Here is a 17,960-nt window from a genome sequence, read left to right as displayed (position 1 = left end):
CCCGACAGGTGATATCAGCCGAACTGACGGAAAGGGCCGCTCAAAGGGCTTGACCGGAATCCCCGGAATAAGAGAACGGTGCCTTTAGGACACGGTCTGAGCAATGTCGCGAGTGGATGCGCCAATCAATTCGCGCGTGTAGGGATGCATCGCCTTTTGCGCGATGAGATCCTCGGCTGAGAGCCGCTCGACAATGCGGCCCTGTTGCATGACGGCGAGCCGGTCGCAACAATGCGCGACGACGGACAGGTCATGGCTCACGAAAACGCTGGTGACAGGCCTCTCCTGACGAACTGTGACGAGCAGGTTCAAGATCTCGGCTTGGACGGAGGCATCGAGGGCGCTCGTCGGCTCGTCGAGCAGCAGGACCTCTGGCTCGAGGGAAATGGCGCGGGCGATGGCGACACGCTGACGTTGGCCGCCGGAAAGCTCATGCGGAAACCGGAAGCGAAATCTCGCGCCAAGCCCGACCTGATCGAGCACCGTTTCGATGCGTCGGTCGATGTCGCTAAACTGATGCAGCTTCAGACCATCGGTGAGGATCCGGTCCACCGTATGCCGTGGGTTGAGCGAAGCATAGGGATCCTGGAAAACCATCTGGACGCGGCGATGAAAGGCACGCGGGGGCGATTGACTCGGCTCGATCTTCTGGCCAGCGATCTCGATCCGTCCCTGCCAATTGGTGGACAGGCCTGCCAGCACCCGCAAGAGAGTCGATTTTCCAGAGCCGGAGCCGCCGACGAGGCCGAAAGTTTCGCGAGAAGCAACAGCAAGGTCGGCCTTGTGAACGGCGTGAAATCGGTGACGACCCGTCCCGTGAAACACATCCACAGCCTCAAGGGAAATCAGAGAGGCAGCTGCCATCACGCGTCTTCCCATGTTGGATCCCGGCTCAAGGTGGGCAGCATACGTCCTCGCGTTCCTGGTGATGGCAGGCAGGCGAGAAGCCCCCGCGTATAGGGATGGCTCGCGGCTTCGAGATGCTTGGCATCGAGCGTTTCAACGACCCGCCCACGATACATGACCAGGATGCGGTCGCAGAAGCGGGCCACCATCGGAAGGTCATGGCTGATGAGGATGAGGCCGAGGCCGCGCTCGGCAACCAGCTTGTCGAGAAGGCGAAGAACCTGCTCGCGCACGATCACGTCGAGGGCACTCGTCGGCTCGTCGGCGATCAGGAGATTTGGGCTCGACACCAGCATGGTCGCGATCATCGCCCGCTGGCCCATGCCGCCTGACAATTCGTGCGGATAGGCGCTGTACATCCGGACGGGATCGTCAATGCCGACGGCTTCCAGCATCGCGAGGGCACGCTGCCGGCGTTCGGTTCGTCCTACCCGCTCATGCAGACGCATGGTCTCTTCAATCTGAGTACCGATGCGCTTGACAGGATTGAGCGAAAATTTGGGATCCTGCAGGATCATCCCGGCTTTCTTGCCGCGCAGAGACCGCCAGCCGCGAGGACTCAACGACAGCAGATCGGTGTCTTCCAGGCACAAGGAGCGGGCCGTCACCTGACCGGGTGCGCGAACGAGGCCGAGAATGGCGCGGGCGGTTATCGACTTGCCGGAGCCGGACTCGCCGACGATTCCGATCTTCTCTCGCCCCATGGTGAGGGAAAAATCGCGCACCACCGGAAGAGGTCCCTCCGAGGTCGGAAAGGTAACTGTGAGGCCGTCGACCTGAAGAAGCGGTTGTGCCATGGCCGGGTGCCGCTCAATCATGGTGCTTCGGGTCGAGCACGTCGCGCAGGCCATCGCCGAGCAGATTGAAGCCGAGACTGACGAGCACGATCGCGAGGCCCGGAACGGCGGCAACCCACCAGGCATCGAAGATATGATCGCGCCCGGCAGCGATCATCGCTCCCCATTCGGCCATGGGGGGCTGGGCACCAAGTCCGAGGAAGCCGAGACCGGCCGCTGTAAGGATAATCCCGGCCATATCGAGCGTGGCGCGAATCGCAGCGGAGGAGAGGCAGAGCGGAAGGATCTGTCCCGTGATGATTTTGCCGCTCGGCATGCCAAGTCCACGGGCAGCCTCCACGAATTCCGAATGGCGCAGTGCCAATGTTTCGGCGCGTGCCAGCCGGGCGTAAGGGGGCCATGCCGTGATGGCAATGGCAATCACCGCATTGATGAGCCCCGGTTGCAGCACGGCAACCAGCGCAAGGGCAAGAATAAGGCGGGGAAAGGCCATGACAATGTCGGTCAGGCGCATGAGCACCACCTCGATCCAGCCGCCGAAATAGCCGGCAAGCAGACCGACAGCGACGCCGAACGGTGCTGAGAGCGATACCACGAGCACGACGATCAGCAATGTCGGCTGTGCACCGTAGAGCAGGCGGCTGTAGAGATCGCGCCCCAACTGGTCGGTGCCGAGCCAATGAGCCGCGCTCGGCGGCGTGAGACGGGCCGAAAGGTCCTGGGCCACGGGATCATGCGTGGCGAGGAGGGGCGCCAGGATTGCCATCAGCACCAGAGCGAGCACGATGATGCTGCCGGCAAGCGTCGAGGGGTTACGGGCAGCACGACGGATGGCCCTGGCGATCTGCACCAGACGGGCCTGTGCCCGCGAGGACGGCTCCAAGGGAGAGCCGACATTGGCGGGAAGGGGGGCTGTAGAGGTCGCGATCATCGGCTGCGTGTCCGGGGATCAAGGAGAGGATAGAGGATTTCGGAAATTTTGTTGAGCAGAACGAAGCACACGCCAACAACGAGCGTTCCACCGAGAACGGCAGGCATGTCGGCGGAAAAAAGGCTGTTGGTGATATAAAGGCCGAGTCCGGGCCAAGCGAAAACCGTCTCGGTGAGCACCGTGCCTTCGAGAAGCTGGGCATAGGCGAGCGCGATGACAGTGATTACCGGAACGAGCACGTTCGGCAGGGCATGGCGCCAAAGCACATCCGCTTCGGAAGCCCCCTTGATGCGCGCCGTAGTCACATACTCCTTGCTGAGCTCCTCGATCATGAATCCGCGGGTCATGCGCGCAATGTAGGCAAGAGAGAAATAGCCGAGGAGCAGGCCCGGCAGAGCGATGTGGGACAGGGCGCTGCGAAACGCATCCCAGTCCCCCGATCGCAGGGTATCGACCACCATGAGGCCGCTCCACTCATCGATCGAGTAGCGATAGGCAGTGTCGATGCGGCCGGGCCCGCCGGACCAGCCGAGCTGGGCATAGAAGATGAGCAGGCCAATGAGGCCGAGCCAGAAGACCGGCGTCGAATAGCCGAGCAGCGAAACGCTGCGAATAATCTGGTCCGGCCAGCGGTTGCGCCGGTGCGCTGCGTAGACGCCGAGCGGCACGCCGGCGAGGATGCCAATCAGGATGCCGAGCGTCGATAACTCGACGGTTGCGGGAAAGACCCTGGCGATATCTTCCGAGACTGGGCGGCTGCTAAGGCTCGACTGGCCGAGATCCCCTTGAGCCACGCCTTTGATATAGCGGCCGAACTGAACCCAGACCGGCTGATCCAGGCCGAGGGCCTCCCGAGCGTTGGCATAGGTCTCGGGAGACGCTTTATCGCCGACGGCAGCAACGACCGGATCAATCGGCATGACCCGGCCGACCACGAAGGTGACGAGGAGAAGGCCCGCGAGAGTCACAGCGAGCGTCGCAAAACCCCGCGCAGTCGCCATGCCAGCGTAAGCAAAACTCCTCATCAGTCGTGTCCTCAGTTCTTCGTCACGTCGCGATAGACCACGAGGTCGTTCGTCGGGCCGTGAACGAAGCCATTCACTTCACCGCGCAGCGCCACCTGCGCCTGAGCCTGGAAGGTCATCGCCCAGGGCGATTCCTTCAGCACGGCACGCTGCAACTCGCGATACATGTCGAGACGCTTGGCGGGGTCACGCTCCACGAGAGCAGCTCTGGTCTTGGCCGAGAGATCGGGAATGAGCCAGGAGTTGCGCCACGTGGTGGTGCTCTGCGGACTGCCATCCGCATTGTCGACATTGTAGGCGAAAGCCTTGGCATTGGAATGCGGATCCATGAAATCGGGCGCCCAGTAGAGCAGCATGCCTTCATGCTGGCGTGCCCGGTACTTGGTAATCACCTGGGCCGAAGTGCCCGGAATGAGATTCACCTTGATGCCGGCCTGGCCCATGGTGGCCTGGATCGACTGCCCGATTTCCGTAAAGGGCGGGGAGGAGATCATGTCCATGTCGATGGTGAGCCCGGAAGATACGTTGCCCTTGACCAGGATATCCTTGGCCTTCGCGACATCGAGTTTGTAGGGGTTCTCGTTCACGGAGCCCGGGAAGCCTTCCGGCCAGAAGGTCTGGTGCACCTTCATCTGGCCCTTGAGCAACGTGTTGGCGATGCCGTCGTAATCGATGAGATACTTGGTCGCTTCCCAGATCGCGGGGTTCTTCAGCTTATCGTGCTTGAGATTGAGGCTGAAGAAATGCAAGGCCGCCTGGGGATAGGTTTCGACCTTGATCCCACCCTTGTCCTTGACGGCGGCAATCTGATCGGGTCCGAGATTACGGGCAATATCGGCATCGCCCGACTCGATCATCAGGCGCTGGGTCGAAGGCTCGGCCACATGGTTGAATACCACTTGGTTCATCTTCGGCGCGCCCTTGAAGGCATCCTTGTTGGCATCAAGCACCACGGCTTCGCTGGGGCGCCAGATGCGGAGCTTAAACGGGCCTGAGCCCGCCGAATTGCGCGACAGCCAAGCGTTGCCGAGATCGTTGTCCTTAACGTTCTTCAGCGCCTCCTTCTCGTCGACGATGGAGCCAGGGCGGGAGGCAAGCGCGTTCAACACGAAGGACGGCGCGAATGTCTCAGGGATCGTGAGGGCCACCTCGGTGTCAGAGATCTTCTTGATCATCTGCTCCACATTGTCCGGTTTCCAGCCGAACTGGGTGAGGATGAAGGCCGGCGCCTTGTTGAGCGTGACGACACGGCGCAGTGAGAACACCACGTCCTCCGGACGAACCGGATTGCCCGAGGCGAACTTGGCGCCCTGACGCAGCTTGAAGGCGAAGGTCTTGCCATCGTCCGACACGGTCCAGCTCTCGGCGAGACCGGGAGCGATCTTTTCGATGTCGGTCGGATTGTACTCGACCAGGCGATCATAGATGTTGGCGACGATCTCGCCGCTGGTGAACTCGTAGGCCTGCGCCGGATCGAGACTGACGATGTCGTCGATGTTCTTGGCGACGACGAGCACGTTCGGCGGTGACTTTGCCTCCAGCGTTGTCGCACTCGCCATGAGCGCGAGAGCGGAGGCTGCTAGCATGAGACACATTGGTTTCATCGTTCTTCCCCTCTGTCCTTTAAGCGCCGTGCTCCAAAAGCACCGGCAGGATCTGCCTTACGATAAGCATTGCCGGCTCGACATGGCGCTCTTCATAGGCGCCTTCGCGGTCGAGCAGGTTCACGGTGCCGAGCACCGCCCCACCGAAGATGACTGGCAGGTTCATCACGCAGCCAAGGCCAAGGCTGGTGATGGTCTCGTGGTCGGGGAAGAGCGGGGCAAAGCCGGCCGGGGTCCTGGCCAGGAAGGGCTTCTGCTCGGTCCGCACCCGCTGGGTATAGGCATTCGGCAGCACAGGCTTGCGGCCCCCAACCGGATAAACATCCATGTTGGTGGAATGGATGCGCTCCACCTCGCGGCCACCAGCAAGCATTCGCGTTACGGTGTAGAGCCGGTACCCGACCGCCTGTGATAAGGCCTTGCCGGCTGCCTCCAGAACGGCACTCGGCTGCTGCGGAGCCGCCCAGGCTTCCTGTATCCTCAAAGCAAGTTGAATCACGTCACTCATTCCATCGTCCTTACGGGTGTATGCCTTGTGGCTTATCGCCATTGCGAAAAACGGGCACCGTGCCAACCCAGATCACCTTCACGGGGGCCTTGCCGCGGTTGGCATACGAATGCGGACTGTCGCCGCGGAAATGGCAGGTGTCTCCAGGGCCAAGCACGATGGTGGTCCCATCAATGGTCTGATGGAATTCGCCAGCCACGATGTAGATCCACTCTTCTCCCGTGTGGGAGATTGTCTCCGCGCGGTAGCCCGGCGGAACATGAATCATGACCGCATCGATCTGTTGGCCAGGAAAGATCGTAGAAAGGCGCTCATAGCGCAGGGTCGAACTGCCGATCGAGAATTGCGCCCGCTGTCCGTCGCGGGTAACGGCATCGGCGTTCAGGCCCACCTGAAGGAAAGTCGAAACCGGCAGGCCCAGAGCCTCCGCAATGCCAGCGAGACTTCCCAGGGAGGGCATCGCTTTGCCCCGCTCTACAAGTGACAGGAAGGCCGAGGAGATATGGGCCCGTTCGCAGGTCTGGGCGAGGGTGAGGCCGCGCTTCTGACGTTCCTGCCGGATGAGGGCGCCCAGATTCGAGACGAGCACCTCGCGAGCCTGCCCGGGGGCGGACTGGTTCAATAGGTCTGGGTTCGAAATGCCGCTTTCCATCAAGCGGAGCATTTCATGTTTTTATATAGAAGTAAAATTTTTTAAATGACCTGAGCTCGGCGGCTTCAAGGGATCGGAACAAGATTTGCTCCCAAACACACGCCGGCATTATAAACCAAACACAGCAATCCTGGAGATGGGAGCCGTTTCTCGGATCTTGGTCCGACGTATCTCGTGCCAAAACGCCTGAACAGAAGAACCGGCGGTGCGATCGAGCGGCAATAGCCGAAGGTGAGGCAGATCCGCCTTACGCCGGGCCATCGCCGCAAGCAGATGCCAGCAGTGATCCTTATCTTGGAACGCCGTAGCCATGTCCGAGATGTCAGTGACGCTCGCTACTACCCACCACGAGGTCAGAACCGCGCGCAAAGCCATGGCTCCCAAGGAAAAGCTATCTTTGGTTTATAATGCCGCCGTATCATTGGGCACAAATCTTGGGCTGATCCCATGGAGAAGCAAAACGTATAGCTTAGCCTTGTCCAAGCGGATCCTCCATTTGCAACATAGCAGGCGGCGGGGAAGCCTAAACTATGGGCTTCCTCCTCCAGATCATTCGATCGTAAACTCTTCGCAGGCAGGAGGTCCGAAAAGGCAGGGCCTCCGGATCGTTCAGTTGCCTCACTGGTTGGCGGATGAAGATGACGCTTCTCGCGGTCCGGCACGTCACGACCTATCGCTACAAGCAGCCGGTCTCGTTCGGTGATCACCGGATCATGTTCCGGCCCCGCGACAGCTATGATCAAAGGCTCCTGGATTCCCGGATCGACATTGATCCGGCTCCAAGCCAGATGCGATGGATTCATGACGTTTTCGGCAACTGTGTTGCGATTGCCCGGTTCTCCAACGAAGCGTCTGAACTGCGGTTCGAGAGCAACATCCGCCTCGATCATCTGCCCTTGAATGCACCGGACTTCCAGATGGAGGACTATGCTCAGACCTACCCTTTTGCCTACAGCGCAGAGGAGATGCCCGACCTGACGCGGGCCATGGAGCGGCAATATCTCGACCCGGATCACCGGATCCACCACTGGGTTCAGAAGTTCCTGCATCAGGGACGCCCAACCCGCACCGGTGAGCTCCTGATGACGCTCACCTACGCCATCAAGGAGAGCCTCACCTATGGCAGACGGTCGGAGACCGGCATCCAGGATCCCCTGACGACCCTGAGGCTCAATCGTGGGAGTTGCCGCGACTTCGCTATCCTGATGATTGAGGCCGTGCGTGCGCTCGGGCTCGCGGCGCGCTTTGTGTCCGGCTACATCTACAGCCCCAGCCTGGATGGATCCGGCCATGTGGGCGGGGGCTCGACCCATGCCTGGTGCCAAGTCTACCTGCCCGGCGCTGGTTGGGTCGAGTTCGACCCGACCAATGGCATCATTGGCAACCGCGACCTCATCCGCATTGCGGTAGCAAGAGATCCGCGCCAAGCCGTGCCGCTTTCCGGAACTTGGACGGGGGAGCCGTCGGACTTTCTGGAATTGTCAGTCGAAGTGAACGTGACGAGCCCACCGAGCAGGGCAACCCGCTCGGTTACAGGCTCCACCTCGCCTGACCACGAGCCTCCCTTGTTCAGTTTGGAAGGTGCTCAATGAAAATACATGCAGGGTATCAGATTGCATACGAGTGCCCACAACCCACCCCTATGCTTCTGATGCTGCATGTCCATCCGTCGCGGGCACCGGACCTCATCACGGCCGATAACATCAGGTTCAACCCTTCAGTCGAGCACAGGCAATACCGTGATGGCTTCGGTAACATCTGCACCCGCGTGCTGGCGCCGGCCGGGCGGCTCGAGATCTCGGCAGATTTTCTGATCCAGGACACGGGCATGCCCGATCTGGTGGTACCAGACGCGGTGCAGACGCCCGTCGAGCAGCTTCCTGATGATGTTCTCGTCTATCTTCTCGGCAGCCGGTACTGTGACACCGACCAACTCTCGGACACAGCGTGGCGTCTTTTTGGCGGTGTTCAGGGGGGCTGGGCACGGGTGCAGGCAATCTGCGACTATGTGCATGAGCGCATCAAGTTCAACTATGACGATGCCTGTTCGACCCGGACGGCGTGGCAGGGCCATAACGAGCAGGTTGGCGTTTGCCGTGACTTTGCCCATCTGGCTATCACCCTGTGCCGCTGCATGAATATCCCGGCACGCTATTGCACAGGCTACCTGGGCGATATTGGCGTTCCTCCCGTCGATGCTCCGATGGATTTCAGTGCCTGGTTCCAAGCTTACCTGGGCGGGCAGTGGTACACCTTTGATGCCCGTCACAACGTGCCGCGGATTGGGCGGGTGCTGATGGCGACGGGCCGGGATGCGACCGACGTGGCGATCTCGACGAGCTTTGGTCCATCGTCCTTGGTGAACTTCGCTGTCACGTCAGAGGCGGTGCAGTAAAATGCAGGCAGTGAGCACGGACTAGATCTGCATCCTGATGGCCCGATGATCCCACTAACTCTGCATGGACATGCTTGAGAGCAGGCTCGTCGTTATGCAGCTGCACAACGCAACGACATTTTTGAGCAGCTGCGGCAATTGTGCACCGCACAAAGCGGCTTCCCAGGCGTTGTCCTGCCGAGAGAAAGGGGAGTGGTCAGAATGGTGCATAAGCAAACACCTCCTGCCGACTGGAGCCACCGCAGAACCCGCTACGATCCTCCGGTCCTGAACGAGGCCATCGCCGCCGCTCAAGGGGTGACCGAGCAGATCGAGGGTCAGATTGCAATCGCGGCGCAGTTGATGGGCTTGCCCGAGGATGAGGTTCGTCCAGAAGTGTTGAAGGCTACAACCCAGACAAACGCACGCCACACAGGATCTACTTATGTTCGCCAACGCCGGACAGAGGTGGTCGTCGAACGCAGAGGTACTCGCATTCCGCGACCATGAACAGGTCTATCCGCTACAAACAAGTGAGCCTTGATTTAGCCGAGGCGACCGCTGCCGGACTGCCAACAGACATTTAGGCTGGAAACACCAGGAAGGCTCTGTACTCATACAAGGAGCCACACATTGATCTTCTTATCTTTCTTCAATCTTGCTTTAGGCGCCATGGCATTTCCTTCCAGCCGCCTGGGCCAACGGCTCAAGGCAATGAAACGCGAATTCCTGCCGACGGACGAAGAACGTGATGCAGCCTATCTTGGCTCGGCGCGTAATCTGCATGACCTAGAGTTCCGCATGCAGGAACTCGACCGGGCACGCCGGCAGAGCCGCACGCCGTTTCACCTCTCCTAAGACAGCAGCAGGCACCTGTCACTCGCGCAGGTTCCGTCACCACTACGCCAACTCTGGCCCGAGTGTCCCGTGCAGCATGTATTTTCCGTTGGTCAGTTTGTCCGCGCGAAAGGAAGAGCAGGGGGCATCTGCGAGATCATCCGCATCCTTCCTCTCCTGGATCATGGAGTAGCGCTGTATCTCGTCAGGAACGAACAAGGAGCAGAGATCATCGTCCGGCATCATGAGATCGGGAAAGCATGAGAGACGGGAACCAGAAAGGAACTGACGGGGCTGTGCCCTCTAGGCACCGACGGCTTCGATGCCTAGCTACCACCCCGAACCATGGAGGCTGCAATGGCTCAGACGGCATTGGTGGTAGGCGTGAGCGGTATCGTGGGGAGCGCAACCGCGGCGCTTTTGGCAGCAGAGGGCTGGGATGTGCTGGGTCTGGCCAGACGACCGATCACCCAGACGGGCGTGACGCCGATTGCCGCCGACCTCCAGGATGAAGCCTTGCTTTCCGCAGCCCTTGCCGAGGTCAAACCAGAGGCCGTGTTCATCACGACCTGGTCGCGGCAGGCGACGGAAGCGGAGAACATCCGCGTCAACGCCGCCATGGTGCGCAACCTTCTGAATGAGCTGCGTCCTGCGGGCACCGTCCGCCATGTCGCGCTGGTCACAGGGCTCAAGCACTACCTCGGCCCCTTCGAGTCCTATGGCAAGGGCTCGCTCCCACAGACGCCATTCCGGGAGGAGCAGGGACGGCTGGACATCGAGAACTTCTACTATGCGCAGGAGGACGAGGTGTTCGCCGCGGCAAAGCGGGACGGCTTCACCTGGAGCATCCATCGCCCGCATACGGTGATCGGCAAGGCGGTCGGCAACGCCATGAACATGGGCACCACGCTGGCAGTCTATGCCGCGCTCTGCCGCGAGACCGGACGTCCCTTCCGCTTTCCTGGCTCGGCGGCCCAATGGAACGGCCTAACCGACATGACCGATGCCCGGCAACTTGCCCAACATCTCCTGGGGGCTGCGACAACCCCTGCCGCCTTTGATCAGGCCTTCAACGTGGTGAATGGCGATATCTTCCGCTGGAGCTGGATGTGGGGTCGCCTTGCAGAGTGGTTCGACCTCGAGCCCGCCCCCTTCGACAGCTCCATCCTACCGCTGAAGGAGCAAATGAAGGAGGACGCCCCCATCTGGCGTCAGATTGCCGAGCTGGAGGGTTTGGCCGAGCCGGATCTTGGCCGTCTCGCATCCCCTTGGCACACAGATGCGGACCTCGGACGGCCGATCGAGGTCGTGACCGACATGTCGAAGAGCCGTCGTCTCGACTTTACCGGCTACCAGGCAACCGATGACGCCTTCTTCGATCTGATTGGGGAACTCCGCGCCGACCGGTTGATCCCATGATCCTGGCACGGCTATCTGGGGCAGCGCGCAAAGTTTGTGCAACAGACCGCGCCAAACGACTTTGGTGCGTAATTCAGATGAGAGCCGAATTCAGCCCTTGACGTTGGAGTTCAGGCGATGCGTCGGGATACCGGCATGCCAAGGCGGGTCATGATGTTGATGACCTTGCAGCCGGCGGCGGCTTCGGTCTTTTGCGTGGGCAGAGTGCGGGCGTGGAGGCGGCGGCCGATCACGGTCTTGTAGCGCATCATCACCACCTCGCCCAAGGACCGCTGGCCATAGTTCACTGCCTTCTGCCAGCCGCGCCGACCACGCTCCTGGATCAGTTGGAGGTGCCGATCCCGCGGCGTAGGCGCTGTCTCGGCCGTGTCGCTCGGCACTGCCGTTGATCGTGGTGGAATGATCACTTCAGCGGCAGAATCCCGCTCGGCGATGGTACGGTAGACAGGAGCACCGTCGTATGCGCCGTCCGCTGTGACCGAGGCGATTGGGCCCGAGATCTGATCGAGCAACGGTCCGACCTGCGAGGCATCACCGTCTTCCGTGGTCGTCAGCTCCGATGTGAGGATCTCACCGGTCTTGGGATCAACAGCCAGGTGGAGCTTGCGCCAGGTCCGGCGCCCTTGGCCACCATGCTTCTCGCGCTGCCAGTCGCCGGCCCCGAACACCTTCAGGCCAGTGGAGCCGATCACCACGTTCACCGGTCCGCGTGCGATGCTCACCGCCTTGCCAACAGTCAGACCGGCGCTGCGGCGCGAGAAGGTGGTGTGATCGGGAACGGGAGGTCCAAGCCGAGCAGACGCAGGATCGAGGCCAGCATGCCTTCGGTCTGGCGCCAGGGTCGGGCAAAGGCCAACCGCAGGAGCAGGCCGGTCTCGACGGCGATCGTGGAGTATTGCTGTGGTCGACCACGCTGGCCGCTGCGGGGTGGCGTCCACGCAGCCATCGCCGCCGGTGTTGCCCACACCGTCAAGTCACCCCGCCGGCGTAGCGCGGCATCGTAATCACGCCAGTTCTTCACGTGGTAGCGAGCCTTTGGAATCTTGTGGCGGCGCCTTGATTGACCTTGTAGGGCATCCTGCTCTCGGCGTCAGGGGACCGCCCCTATACCTCACCGCCAGCCGGGCGCGACACCCCGAACCGAGTTATGCACCAACGTCCCACCAGCAATGATCCTGCCGTTTTGAGCTGCGACATAGGCCAAGTGCTCGTCAACATGGCTTTGCCGAAGGTGCGGGCGCTCCGGGTCGTCCCGCAAAAGAACAGCAAATAGCATGGATCAAGTCTCCGTCACGTTGGGAGGAGCGTTGTGCGACATCCACAAGCGGTTCCGAGAAACTATGGCTTGAGATGCTGAGCGAAAAAGTCCTTCACCTGAGCCACCGCCTTCTCGGCATGTTGGGGCTCTGCCTTGAGCCATTCCGAGAAGGTGATCGTGTCAGGCATTGGAGAGTTCGGCTCAAAGTTCTTGAACAGGTTCGGCGTGACCCTCTCCTCAGTAGGGGCTCCCCCTGCCGTGGACTGAGCCGCTACCTTCGGGCAGTCTTCGGCCATGGAGGGTGCCGAGACACCATTGAACACGAGGGTCGGGGCCGCCATCGGAGACTTCACGCCGCAACTCGGTGAGTAGACGAAGGCGACAGCCGCCTTGAACCGCTCAGGCCCCATAACATAGGCGGTGCTGTCACCGGTCAGCGGAATACGCCAATGATCCCCCGTGAGGAAGCCGAGGAGACCAATGTGCTGTGAGTCGGCCCAAGGTTGCTTAGCAACGTAGGCCAGCGCCCCATAAGCATCGGCTCGAAGCCTCGTCGTGCCATTCTTGACCTCGGCACAGGTGTCCTTGATGCCTCGTGTCGTATAGCTGTCCACCAGTACAAGGGCGTAGCCCCACGACAGAAGATGCTTGGTCCAGAACACCTCGCGTGAGGTATCCGCGAGGTTGCCCAAATGGTCCGCATCAAAGGACTCCAACTTCACCTCGGGTGCCAACCCACCGCAGTCGGGCAGGTACATGACGACCGGGTGCGGACCATTGCCCGGTGGCTTGACGACATACGCCTGAATCTCGTCGCCGCGTGTGGGCTGAAGAGGTTCACCCCGTGCTTGTGCTCGCCTCTGCTGAAACTCGCTCACGGGAACACTGGCGCTCTCAAACTTCACCAATTCCGCAGCGCTAACCAGCGATGGGCAAAACACGTAGCTCATGGTGAGGAGAACAATTTGCCTAATAGCCACTGCAACCTCCCAAGTTACTGAAAGATCATCCGCGTTGCACTTACAATCGGCAAGGAGGCCATCCCTAAGAATCGGCCCCAGAGTGATGCTAATCGGCAGAAATTGCGGGTTAGCTTCGTATCCTGATCTGCTTCGAGCTACTATAGCGAGCAAACAACGCTATGCCCAATCTGAGATTGTTATCATCCTACGTTCGCTTAGAATTGCGCGCGTGAGATCGCACATGACCCTGCTTATGGAGATTAGACGATTGGCATGCTCATTTGGCATACTCATACGGATTGTGTGGTTCGGTTCAGGTAAGGGTGGCCAGCCCCCATGAGGTGGTCCGAGTTTCATGTTAGTGCATGATCGGCTTTGGACCTGCCCCGAACGCTGGACCACGGCCGGACACGAACTCCGGCCTCATGGCCCCACCGGCTGGCTGGGGGCGCCGATGGATTTCATGAACTCGATCGGGGTCTTATGCCCAAGCGAGCTGTGCGGTCTTTCACAATTGTACTCGTGTCTGAACGCCTCACATTTTAGCCGGCATCGGCCAGAGACAAGAACCAGTTCTGATCGATGCATTCGGCCCGGGCCTTGCCGTTGAATGCCTCCACGAAGCTGTTGTCAGTGGGCTTGCCGGGACGCGAGAAATCCAGAACAACCCCGTTGCGATACGCCCAGAGATCCAGAGCGCGCGAGACGAATTCGGGACCATTGTCCAGACGTACCGTACGCGGAACACCATACACGCCAGCGACCCGGTTCAGGGTCGCGACCACATCCGCACCCGTGTACCGGAAGCGCGCATCGATCGCTGGCGGGAGCTTCGAGAACGCATCCACGATCGTCAGGATCCGGATCTTGCGGCCGTCGAAGAGCTGGTCGGACAGGAAATCCATGGCCCAGACCTCATTCGGAGCTGAGGGCGGCTTGCGGTCCGAGCGCACCTTCGCGGCCACCTTGCGCTTCGGGCGCTTGTTCCTGATCTGCAGGCCTTCTTCGACATACAGCCGGTACACGCGCTTGTGGTTCACGCTCCATCCCTCCCGCTGCAACAGCACGTGAATGCGGCGATAGCCGTAGCGCACGCGCGTCTCGGCGATTTCCCGGATGCGCCTGGTCAGAGCAGCCTGCGACAGCCGGCGCGAGCGGTAGAAGTAAGAGGACTTCTGGAACTGCAGCACGTGACAGGCCCGTCGGATCGAGACCTGGAACGTGCCCTGCAGACCATCCACCAGCCGCCGCGCCTTCGCAGGCTCCAGAGCTTTTTTGACAGCACGTCCTGCAGCATGGCTTTGTCGAGCGAGAGGTCGGCCACCGTCTGCTTCAGCCGCCGGTTCTCCTCCTCGAGCTGCTTGAGGCGCCGCACCTCCGAGGGCATCAGCCCGCCGTACTTCTTGCGCCAGCGGTAGTAGGTCTGCTGCGAGATCCCGGCCTTGCGGCAAACCTCCTCGACGCTCACGCCGTCATCAACCTGCTTGAGCAGAACGGCGATCTGCTGCTCTGAGAACCTGGACACCTTCATGGCCTTTCTCCTTCTCCCAGCCGGGAGACATTACGGGAAAATTCTCACTTTGGCTGGTCCAGTTTCCAGGGATCAGGTCAGGCCGTGTCGCTACGGCCGGGGCGGGCGGCTTGTAGCCCAACGATGAGTGCGGGCGTACGGTATTGTAGTGGCACCTCCACTTTTCGATCACAATCTGAGCCTCCTTGAGCGTGTAGAAGATCTCTCCTTTCAGCAGTTCATCCCGAAGCTTCGAGTTGAAGCTTTCACAGTAGCCGTTCTCCCACGGGCTGCCGGGTTCGATGTAAGCTGTCTTGGCTCCTACAGCCGTGATCCACTCGCGCACGGCTGTGGCCACGAACTCGCTGCCGTTGTCGGAACGAATATGGCCCGCAACATCCCGCAGGATGAACAGGTCCGAGAGCACATCGATCACGTCGACCGCTTTCAGCTTCCGGTTCACTCGGATGGCTAGGCATTCGCGCGTGAACTCGTCAATGATGTTGAGCATGCGGAACTTGCGGCCATCATGCGTGCGATCCTCGACAAAGTCATATGGCCAGACGTGGTTGGGATACTCCGGTCGCAGCCGGATGCACGATCCGTCATTGAGCCAGAGCCGCCCCTTCTTCGGTTGCTTACTTGGCACCTTGAGCCCCTCCCGCCGCCAGATCCGCTCGACCCGCTTCTTGTTCACCCTCCAGCCAGCATCCCGTAGAAGAGCGGTGATGCGCCGGTCGCCATAACGGCCATACTGAAGGGCAAGAGCGATGATGTCGGCGGTCAGCAGCGCCTCGTCATCTGGGGTCGTGGGGATCGTGCGCTGGGAGGAGCGGTGCTGGCCGAGAACTCGGCAGATCCGTCGCCTGGACAGACCCAGTTCGGCTCTCACGTGCTCCACGCAGGCGCGGCGGCGGGCGGGGCTTAGAAGTTTTGCTGACGCTGCCCTTCGGGTCCCTTGGCAGCCTCTTTCAGGATCATCGTGTCGAGAGTCAGATCCGAGACGGCGCGACGCAACCTGGCGTTCTCGGCTTCCAGCTCCTTCGGGCGTTTGACCTGATCAGACTTCAGCCCGCTGTACTCGGATCTCCAGCGGTAGTAGGTGACTTTGGTCACACCGATCTGCCGGATCGCCTCAGCCACCGGGCGGCCCTGCGCCGTCAGCACATCAACCTGCTGCAGCTTCGCGACGATTTCCTCGGCTGTGTGTCTCTTCTTGCTCATTCTCCCGTCCTCCATTCGGCTCAAAGCCATACATCAGGGAGGACGACTTTTGTGGAGGCAGGTCACAAGCTTAACGGTTCTGCTACCATGATGGAGCTATCCTGAGACCCACAGGCGCCATTCTCGCGAGCGCCACTGACCAGCCATTCTGATCCAGATGGTTGTCCTCCCGTCATGGTCTTACTGCTCCAGGAGCTTCGATGTTTCAGGCCTTCACGCGAACTCTCCCGCGCCGGTACCAAGCCGCCGCCGTGGTCTTGGGATTGAGTGCTGTTGCGGGATGGGGCCTGCTGGCTGGATCGCGCGGGGTGCCCGCAGGGCCTGCGCGTCACGCATCGGCACCAATGGCCGAAAGTCCAGCAGATCAGAGGCCGCCACTGCCCGAACAGGACATAGCCCAGCGTCCAGCCACTGAGGTCCTCGGGGCCAGCATGGCGTCAGGTTTTGCTCAGAACGAGATTGCTCGCTTGGCTCAGGAGAAGGTCCTGGTTCAGCCCAAGCCCGTCGCGGCTCGTCCTGCGCTTCAGGCCGCCTCATCGGCAAGTCGTCCGCTGCAGGCCGGAGTTCCCCAAGCTGGCCTGATGGCGCGGAACCCGCCCACTCCGCCGCAGGCACCGGGCCGTCGTCTCCGCACAGCACAGGCGGAGGCTGCACCCAGTGAGAGCAAGCGCTGAGTCAATAGGCTCAGGGCAAACCCGAAGGACAACCCGACCGTGCAAGCGAGCATCTGAGATGGAAGGCGATCGCGTTCGTCGCTGCTGACTTTGACCATGCTGCTCCGCCTCTCTGTCATCTCCCCGTCTCCGGGTTGATGTGACAGCGCCGTCCGACTTAGACCAGCGGCGGCGACTTGGCGGTTGTGATGGCTGGTGCCATTGGGTCTGCGAACCAGACCCATGGCGGCATCGTCCGCTTCCTCGCTCTTCACGTAGAGGTCGCATAGCTGCTGCCAGGGCAGGATCGCATCCTTCTTGTTCTAGAACCGCCGCCCTCTTGTGCTCCCTGGGCACGGCAAGCTGTTGGCGGCACTCGCCAACTTAGCTCGGCAGACAGTCGTTGGGAAAACCAAGGTTCCCGCGTCGACGGCTACGCTTAAGCGTGAGATGATGTTGCGGGAGCGATCGACTTCTGTGGTGACATGATGGCGCGAGCAAAAGCCCAATCCAACTCCGGCAATAGATCGGGCAAGACCAGCCGATCCGACGCTTCCTCCTCACGATCGGCCACGAGCCGCAACGCTCCTCAATCTGAGCCCGCGGGGGTGTCCGACAACGTTCCCACCGATGCAAGCACGTCCACGACGTCGATCCCGACAGAGATCCGGGTTGGCAATCGCGAGTTCGCCGGCGCGAGCAAGAAACTTGGATCCCATGTGCTCGATATCCTCCCCGACATGCCCGACATCCGGGACCGCATCTATCTGCCTCACCTGAGATCCCTCCAACCTGGCATCTACCCGAGAATTGCGTTTCCCGTGCGAGACCAAGGCAACGACGCAAGTTGCACGGGGTTTGCCCTGGCGCATGTGATCGACTTCCTTCGCTGCCGGGACATCGGTCCCGACCGGCCAGAGCCGGTGAGCTCGCGCATGCTCTACGAGATGGCGAAGCGCAACGACGAATGGGAGGGCACAGCCTATGAAGGATCGAGCCCTCGTGGAGCGCTCAAGGGCTTCTACCAGAACGGCGTCTGCACCGAAGTCACCGCGCCGGACAAGCCCGGGATCAAACATTGGTCCCTCACTTACGCCATGGCGAAGGAGGCGCGGGAAACGCGCCTGGGCGCCTATTTCCGGCTTCAGTCGGACATCAGCGACTACCATGCGGCGCTTAACGAGATCGGCGTGATCTTCGCGTCCGCGCAAATCCATTCGCATTGGGAGAATCCGAAGAACGATCTCATTGCGCCCGGCGGCGATCCCGTCGGAGGCCACGCCTTCGCCATCGTGGGATA

Annotated in this window: 15 protein-coding genes and 3 pseudogenes; 7 read left to right on the top strand and 11 right to left on the bottom strand. The window is 60.9% G+C overall.

Features of this window, described 5'->3' with window-relative positions; translation table 11 throughout:
- Positions 1-84: 84 nt before the first annotated feature.
- Genes ILT44_RS27610 through ILT44_RS27580 form a run of 7 tightly spaced genes read right to left on the bottom strand, consistent with a single transcriptional unit; the run spans position 85 to position 6,435 of the window.
- Positions 85-864 carry an ABC transporter ATP-binding protein gene (locus tag ILT44_RS27610; RefSeq protein ID WP_204242819.1) on the bottom strand — a complete coding sequence of 260 codons (780 nt, stop codon included), beginning with the start codon at positions 862-864 and terminating at the stop codon, positions 85-87.
- Positions 864-1,703, bottom strand: a complete 840-nt coding sequence (locus ILT44_RS27605; protein WP_204242818.1) for an ABC transporter ATP-binding protein — start codon at positions 1,701-1,703, stop codon at positions 864-866. Before ILT44_RS27605 ends, ILT44_RS27610 begins: the two co-directional genes overlap by 1 nt.
- A gap of 13 nt (positions 1,704-1,716) precedes the next feature.
- Positions 1,717-2,634: an ABC transporter permease gene (locus ILT44_RS27600; RefSeq protein WP_204242817.1), complete on the bottom strand. Its 918-nt coding sequence runs from the start codon at positions 2,632-2,634 to the stop codon at positions 1,717-1,719.
- The gene (locus ILT44_RS27595; RefSeq protein ID WP_204242816.1) at positions 2,631-3,659 is read right to left on the bottom strand and encodes an ABC transporter permease; all 1,029 of its coding nucleotides are present in this window, start codon (positions 3,657-3,659) and stop codon (positions 2,631-2,633) included. The genes ILT44_RS27600 and ILT44_RS27595 overlap by 4 nt, the downstream gene beginning before the upstream one ends.
- An 11-nt stretch (positions 3,660-3,670) precedes the next feature.
- Complete coding sequence (locus ILT44_RS27590; RefSeq protein WP_204242815.1) at positions 3,671-5,263, bottom strand: ABC transporter substrate-binding protein; 1,593 nt, start codon at positions 5,261-5,263, stop codon at positions 3,671-3,673.
- A 19-nt stretch (positions 5,264-5,282) separates the two neighbouring features.
- Positions 5,283-5,771 (bottom strand): hypothetical protein, encoded by a 489-nt coding sequence (locus ILT44_RS27585; protein ID WP_204242814.1) that lies wholly within the window; start codon positions 5,769-5,771, stop codon positions 5,283-5,285.
- A 10-nt stretch (positions 5,772-5,781) separates the two neighbouring features.
- Positions 5,782-6,435, bottom strand: a complete 654-nt coding sequence (locus ILT44_RS27580) for a helix-turn-helix domain-containing protein (protein ID WP_204242813.1) — start codon at positions 6,433-6,435, stop codon at positions 5,782-5,784.
- A gap of 626 nt (positions 6,436-7,061) precedes the next feature.
- On the opposite strand from ILT44_RS27580, the gene ILT44_RS27575 reads away from it, so the two are divergent.
- The 5 genes from ILT44_RS27575 to ILT44_RS27555 all read left to right on the top strand — a co-directional run bounded on the left by ILT44_RS27575 (position 7,062) and on the right by ILT44_RS27555 (position 11,053).
- Complete coding sequence (locus tag ILT44_RS27575) at positions 7,062-8,015, top strand: transglutaminase family protein (RefSeq protein WP_204242812.1); 954 nt, start codon at positions 7,062-7,064, stop codon at positions 8,013-8,015.
- Entirely contained in the window at positions 8,012-8,818 is an 807-nt protein-coding gene (locus ILT44_RS27570; protein WP_239468584.1) for a transglutaminase-like domain-containing protein, read from the top strand. The genes ILT44_RS27575 and ILT44_RS27570 overlap by 4 nt, the downstream gene beginning before the upstream one ends.
- 201 nt (positions 8,819-9,019) lie before the next feature.
- Positions 9,020-9,307 carry a hypothetical protein gene (locus tag ILT44_RS27565; RefSeq protein ID WP_204242810.1) on the top strand — a complete coding sequence of 96 codons (288 nt, stop codon included), beginning with the start codon at positions 9,020-9,022 and terminating at the stop codon, positions 9,305-9,307.
- A gap of 123 nt (positions 9,308-9,430) precedes the next feature.
- Complete coding sequence (locus ILT44_RS27560) at positions 9,431-9,655, top strand: DUF3563 family protein (protein WP_204242809.1); 225 nt, start codon at positions 9,431-9,433, stop codon at positions 9,653-9,655.
- A gap of 336 nt (positions 9,656-9,991) precedes the next feature.
- Entirely contained in the window at positions 9,992-11,053 is a 1,062-nt protein-coding gene (locus tag ILT44_RS27555; protein WP_204242808.1) for an SDR family oxidoreductase, read from the top strand.
- Between the two features lie 110 nt (positions 11,054-11,163).
- Here the strand turns inward: ILT44_RS27555 and ILT44_RS27550 are convergent.
- From ILT44_RS27550 to ILT44_RS27535, 4 genes and pseudogenes are all read right to left on the bottom strand, one after another.
- A pseudogene (locus ILT44_RS27550) lies at positions 11,164-12,130 on the bottom strand (IS5 family transposase).
- Positions 12,131-12,391: 261 nt separating this feature from the next.
- The gene (locus tag ILT44_RS27545; protein ID WP_204242807.1) at positions 12,392-13,291 is read right to left on the bottom strand and encodes a dienelactone hydrolase family protein; all 900 of its coding nucleotides are present in this window, start codon (positions 13,289-13,291) and stop codon (positions 12,392-12,394) included.
- A 405-nt stretch (positions 13,292-13,696) separates the two neighbouring features.
- A pseudogene (locus ILT44_RS27540) lies at positions 13,697-14,804 on the bottom strand (IS3 family transposase).
- Positions 14,749-16,007, bottom strand: a pseudogene (locus ILT44_RS27535) (IS3 family transposase). Before ILT44_RS27535 ends, ILT44_RS27540 begins: the two co-directional pseudogenes overlap by 56 nt.
- A gap of 431 nt (positions 16,008-16,438) precedes the next feature.
- Between ILT44_RS27535 and ILT44_RS27530 the strand changes: the two are divergent.
- Together ILT44_RS27530 and ILT44_RS27525 are read left to right on the top strand one after the other, a co-directional pair.
- Complete coding sequence (locus tag ILT44_RS27530; protein ID WP_204242806.1) at positions 16,439-16,681, top strand: hypothetical protein; 243 nt, start codon at positions 16,439-16,441, stop codon at positions 16,679-16,681.
- A gap of 587 nt (positions 16,682-17,268) precedes the next feature.
- Positions 17,269-17,960, top strand: a 692-nt coding sequence (locus ILT44_RS27525; protein ID WP_204242805.1) for a C1 family peptidase, incomplete at its 3' end; no start/stop codon positions are given.

Origin of the sequence: Microvirga arvi, assembly GCF_016892765.1 — a bacterium.
GTDB classification, from domain to species: Bacteria; Pseudomonadota; Alphaproteobacteria; order Rhizobiales; family Beijerinckiaceae; genus Microvirga; species Microvirga arvi.
This window is presented reverse-complemented; position numbering and strand designations above follow the sequence as displayed.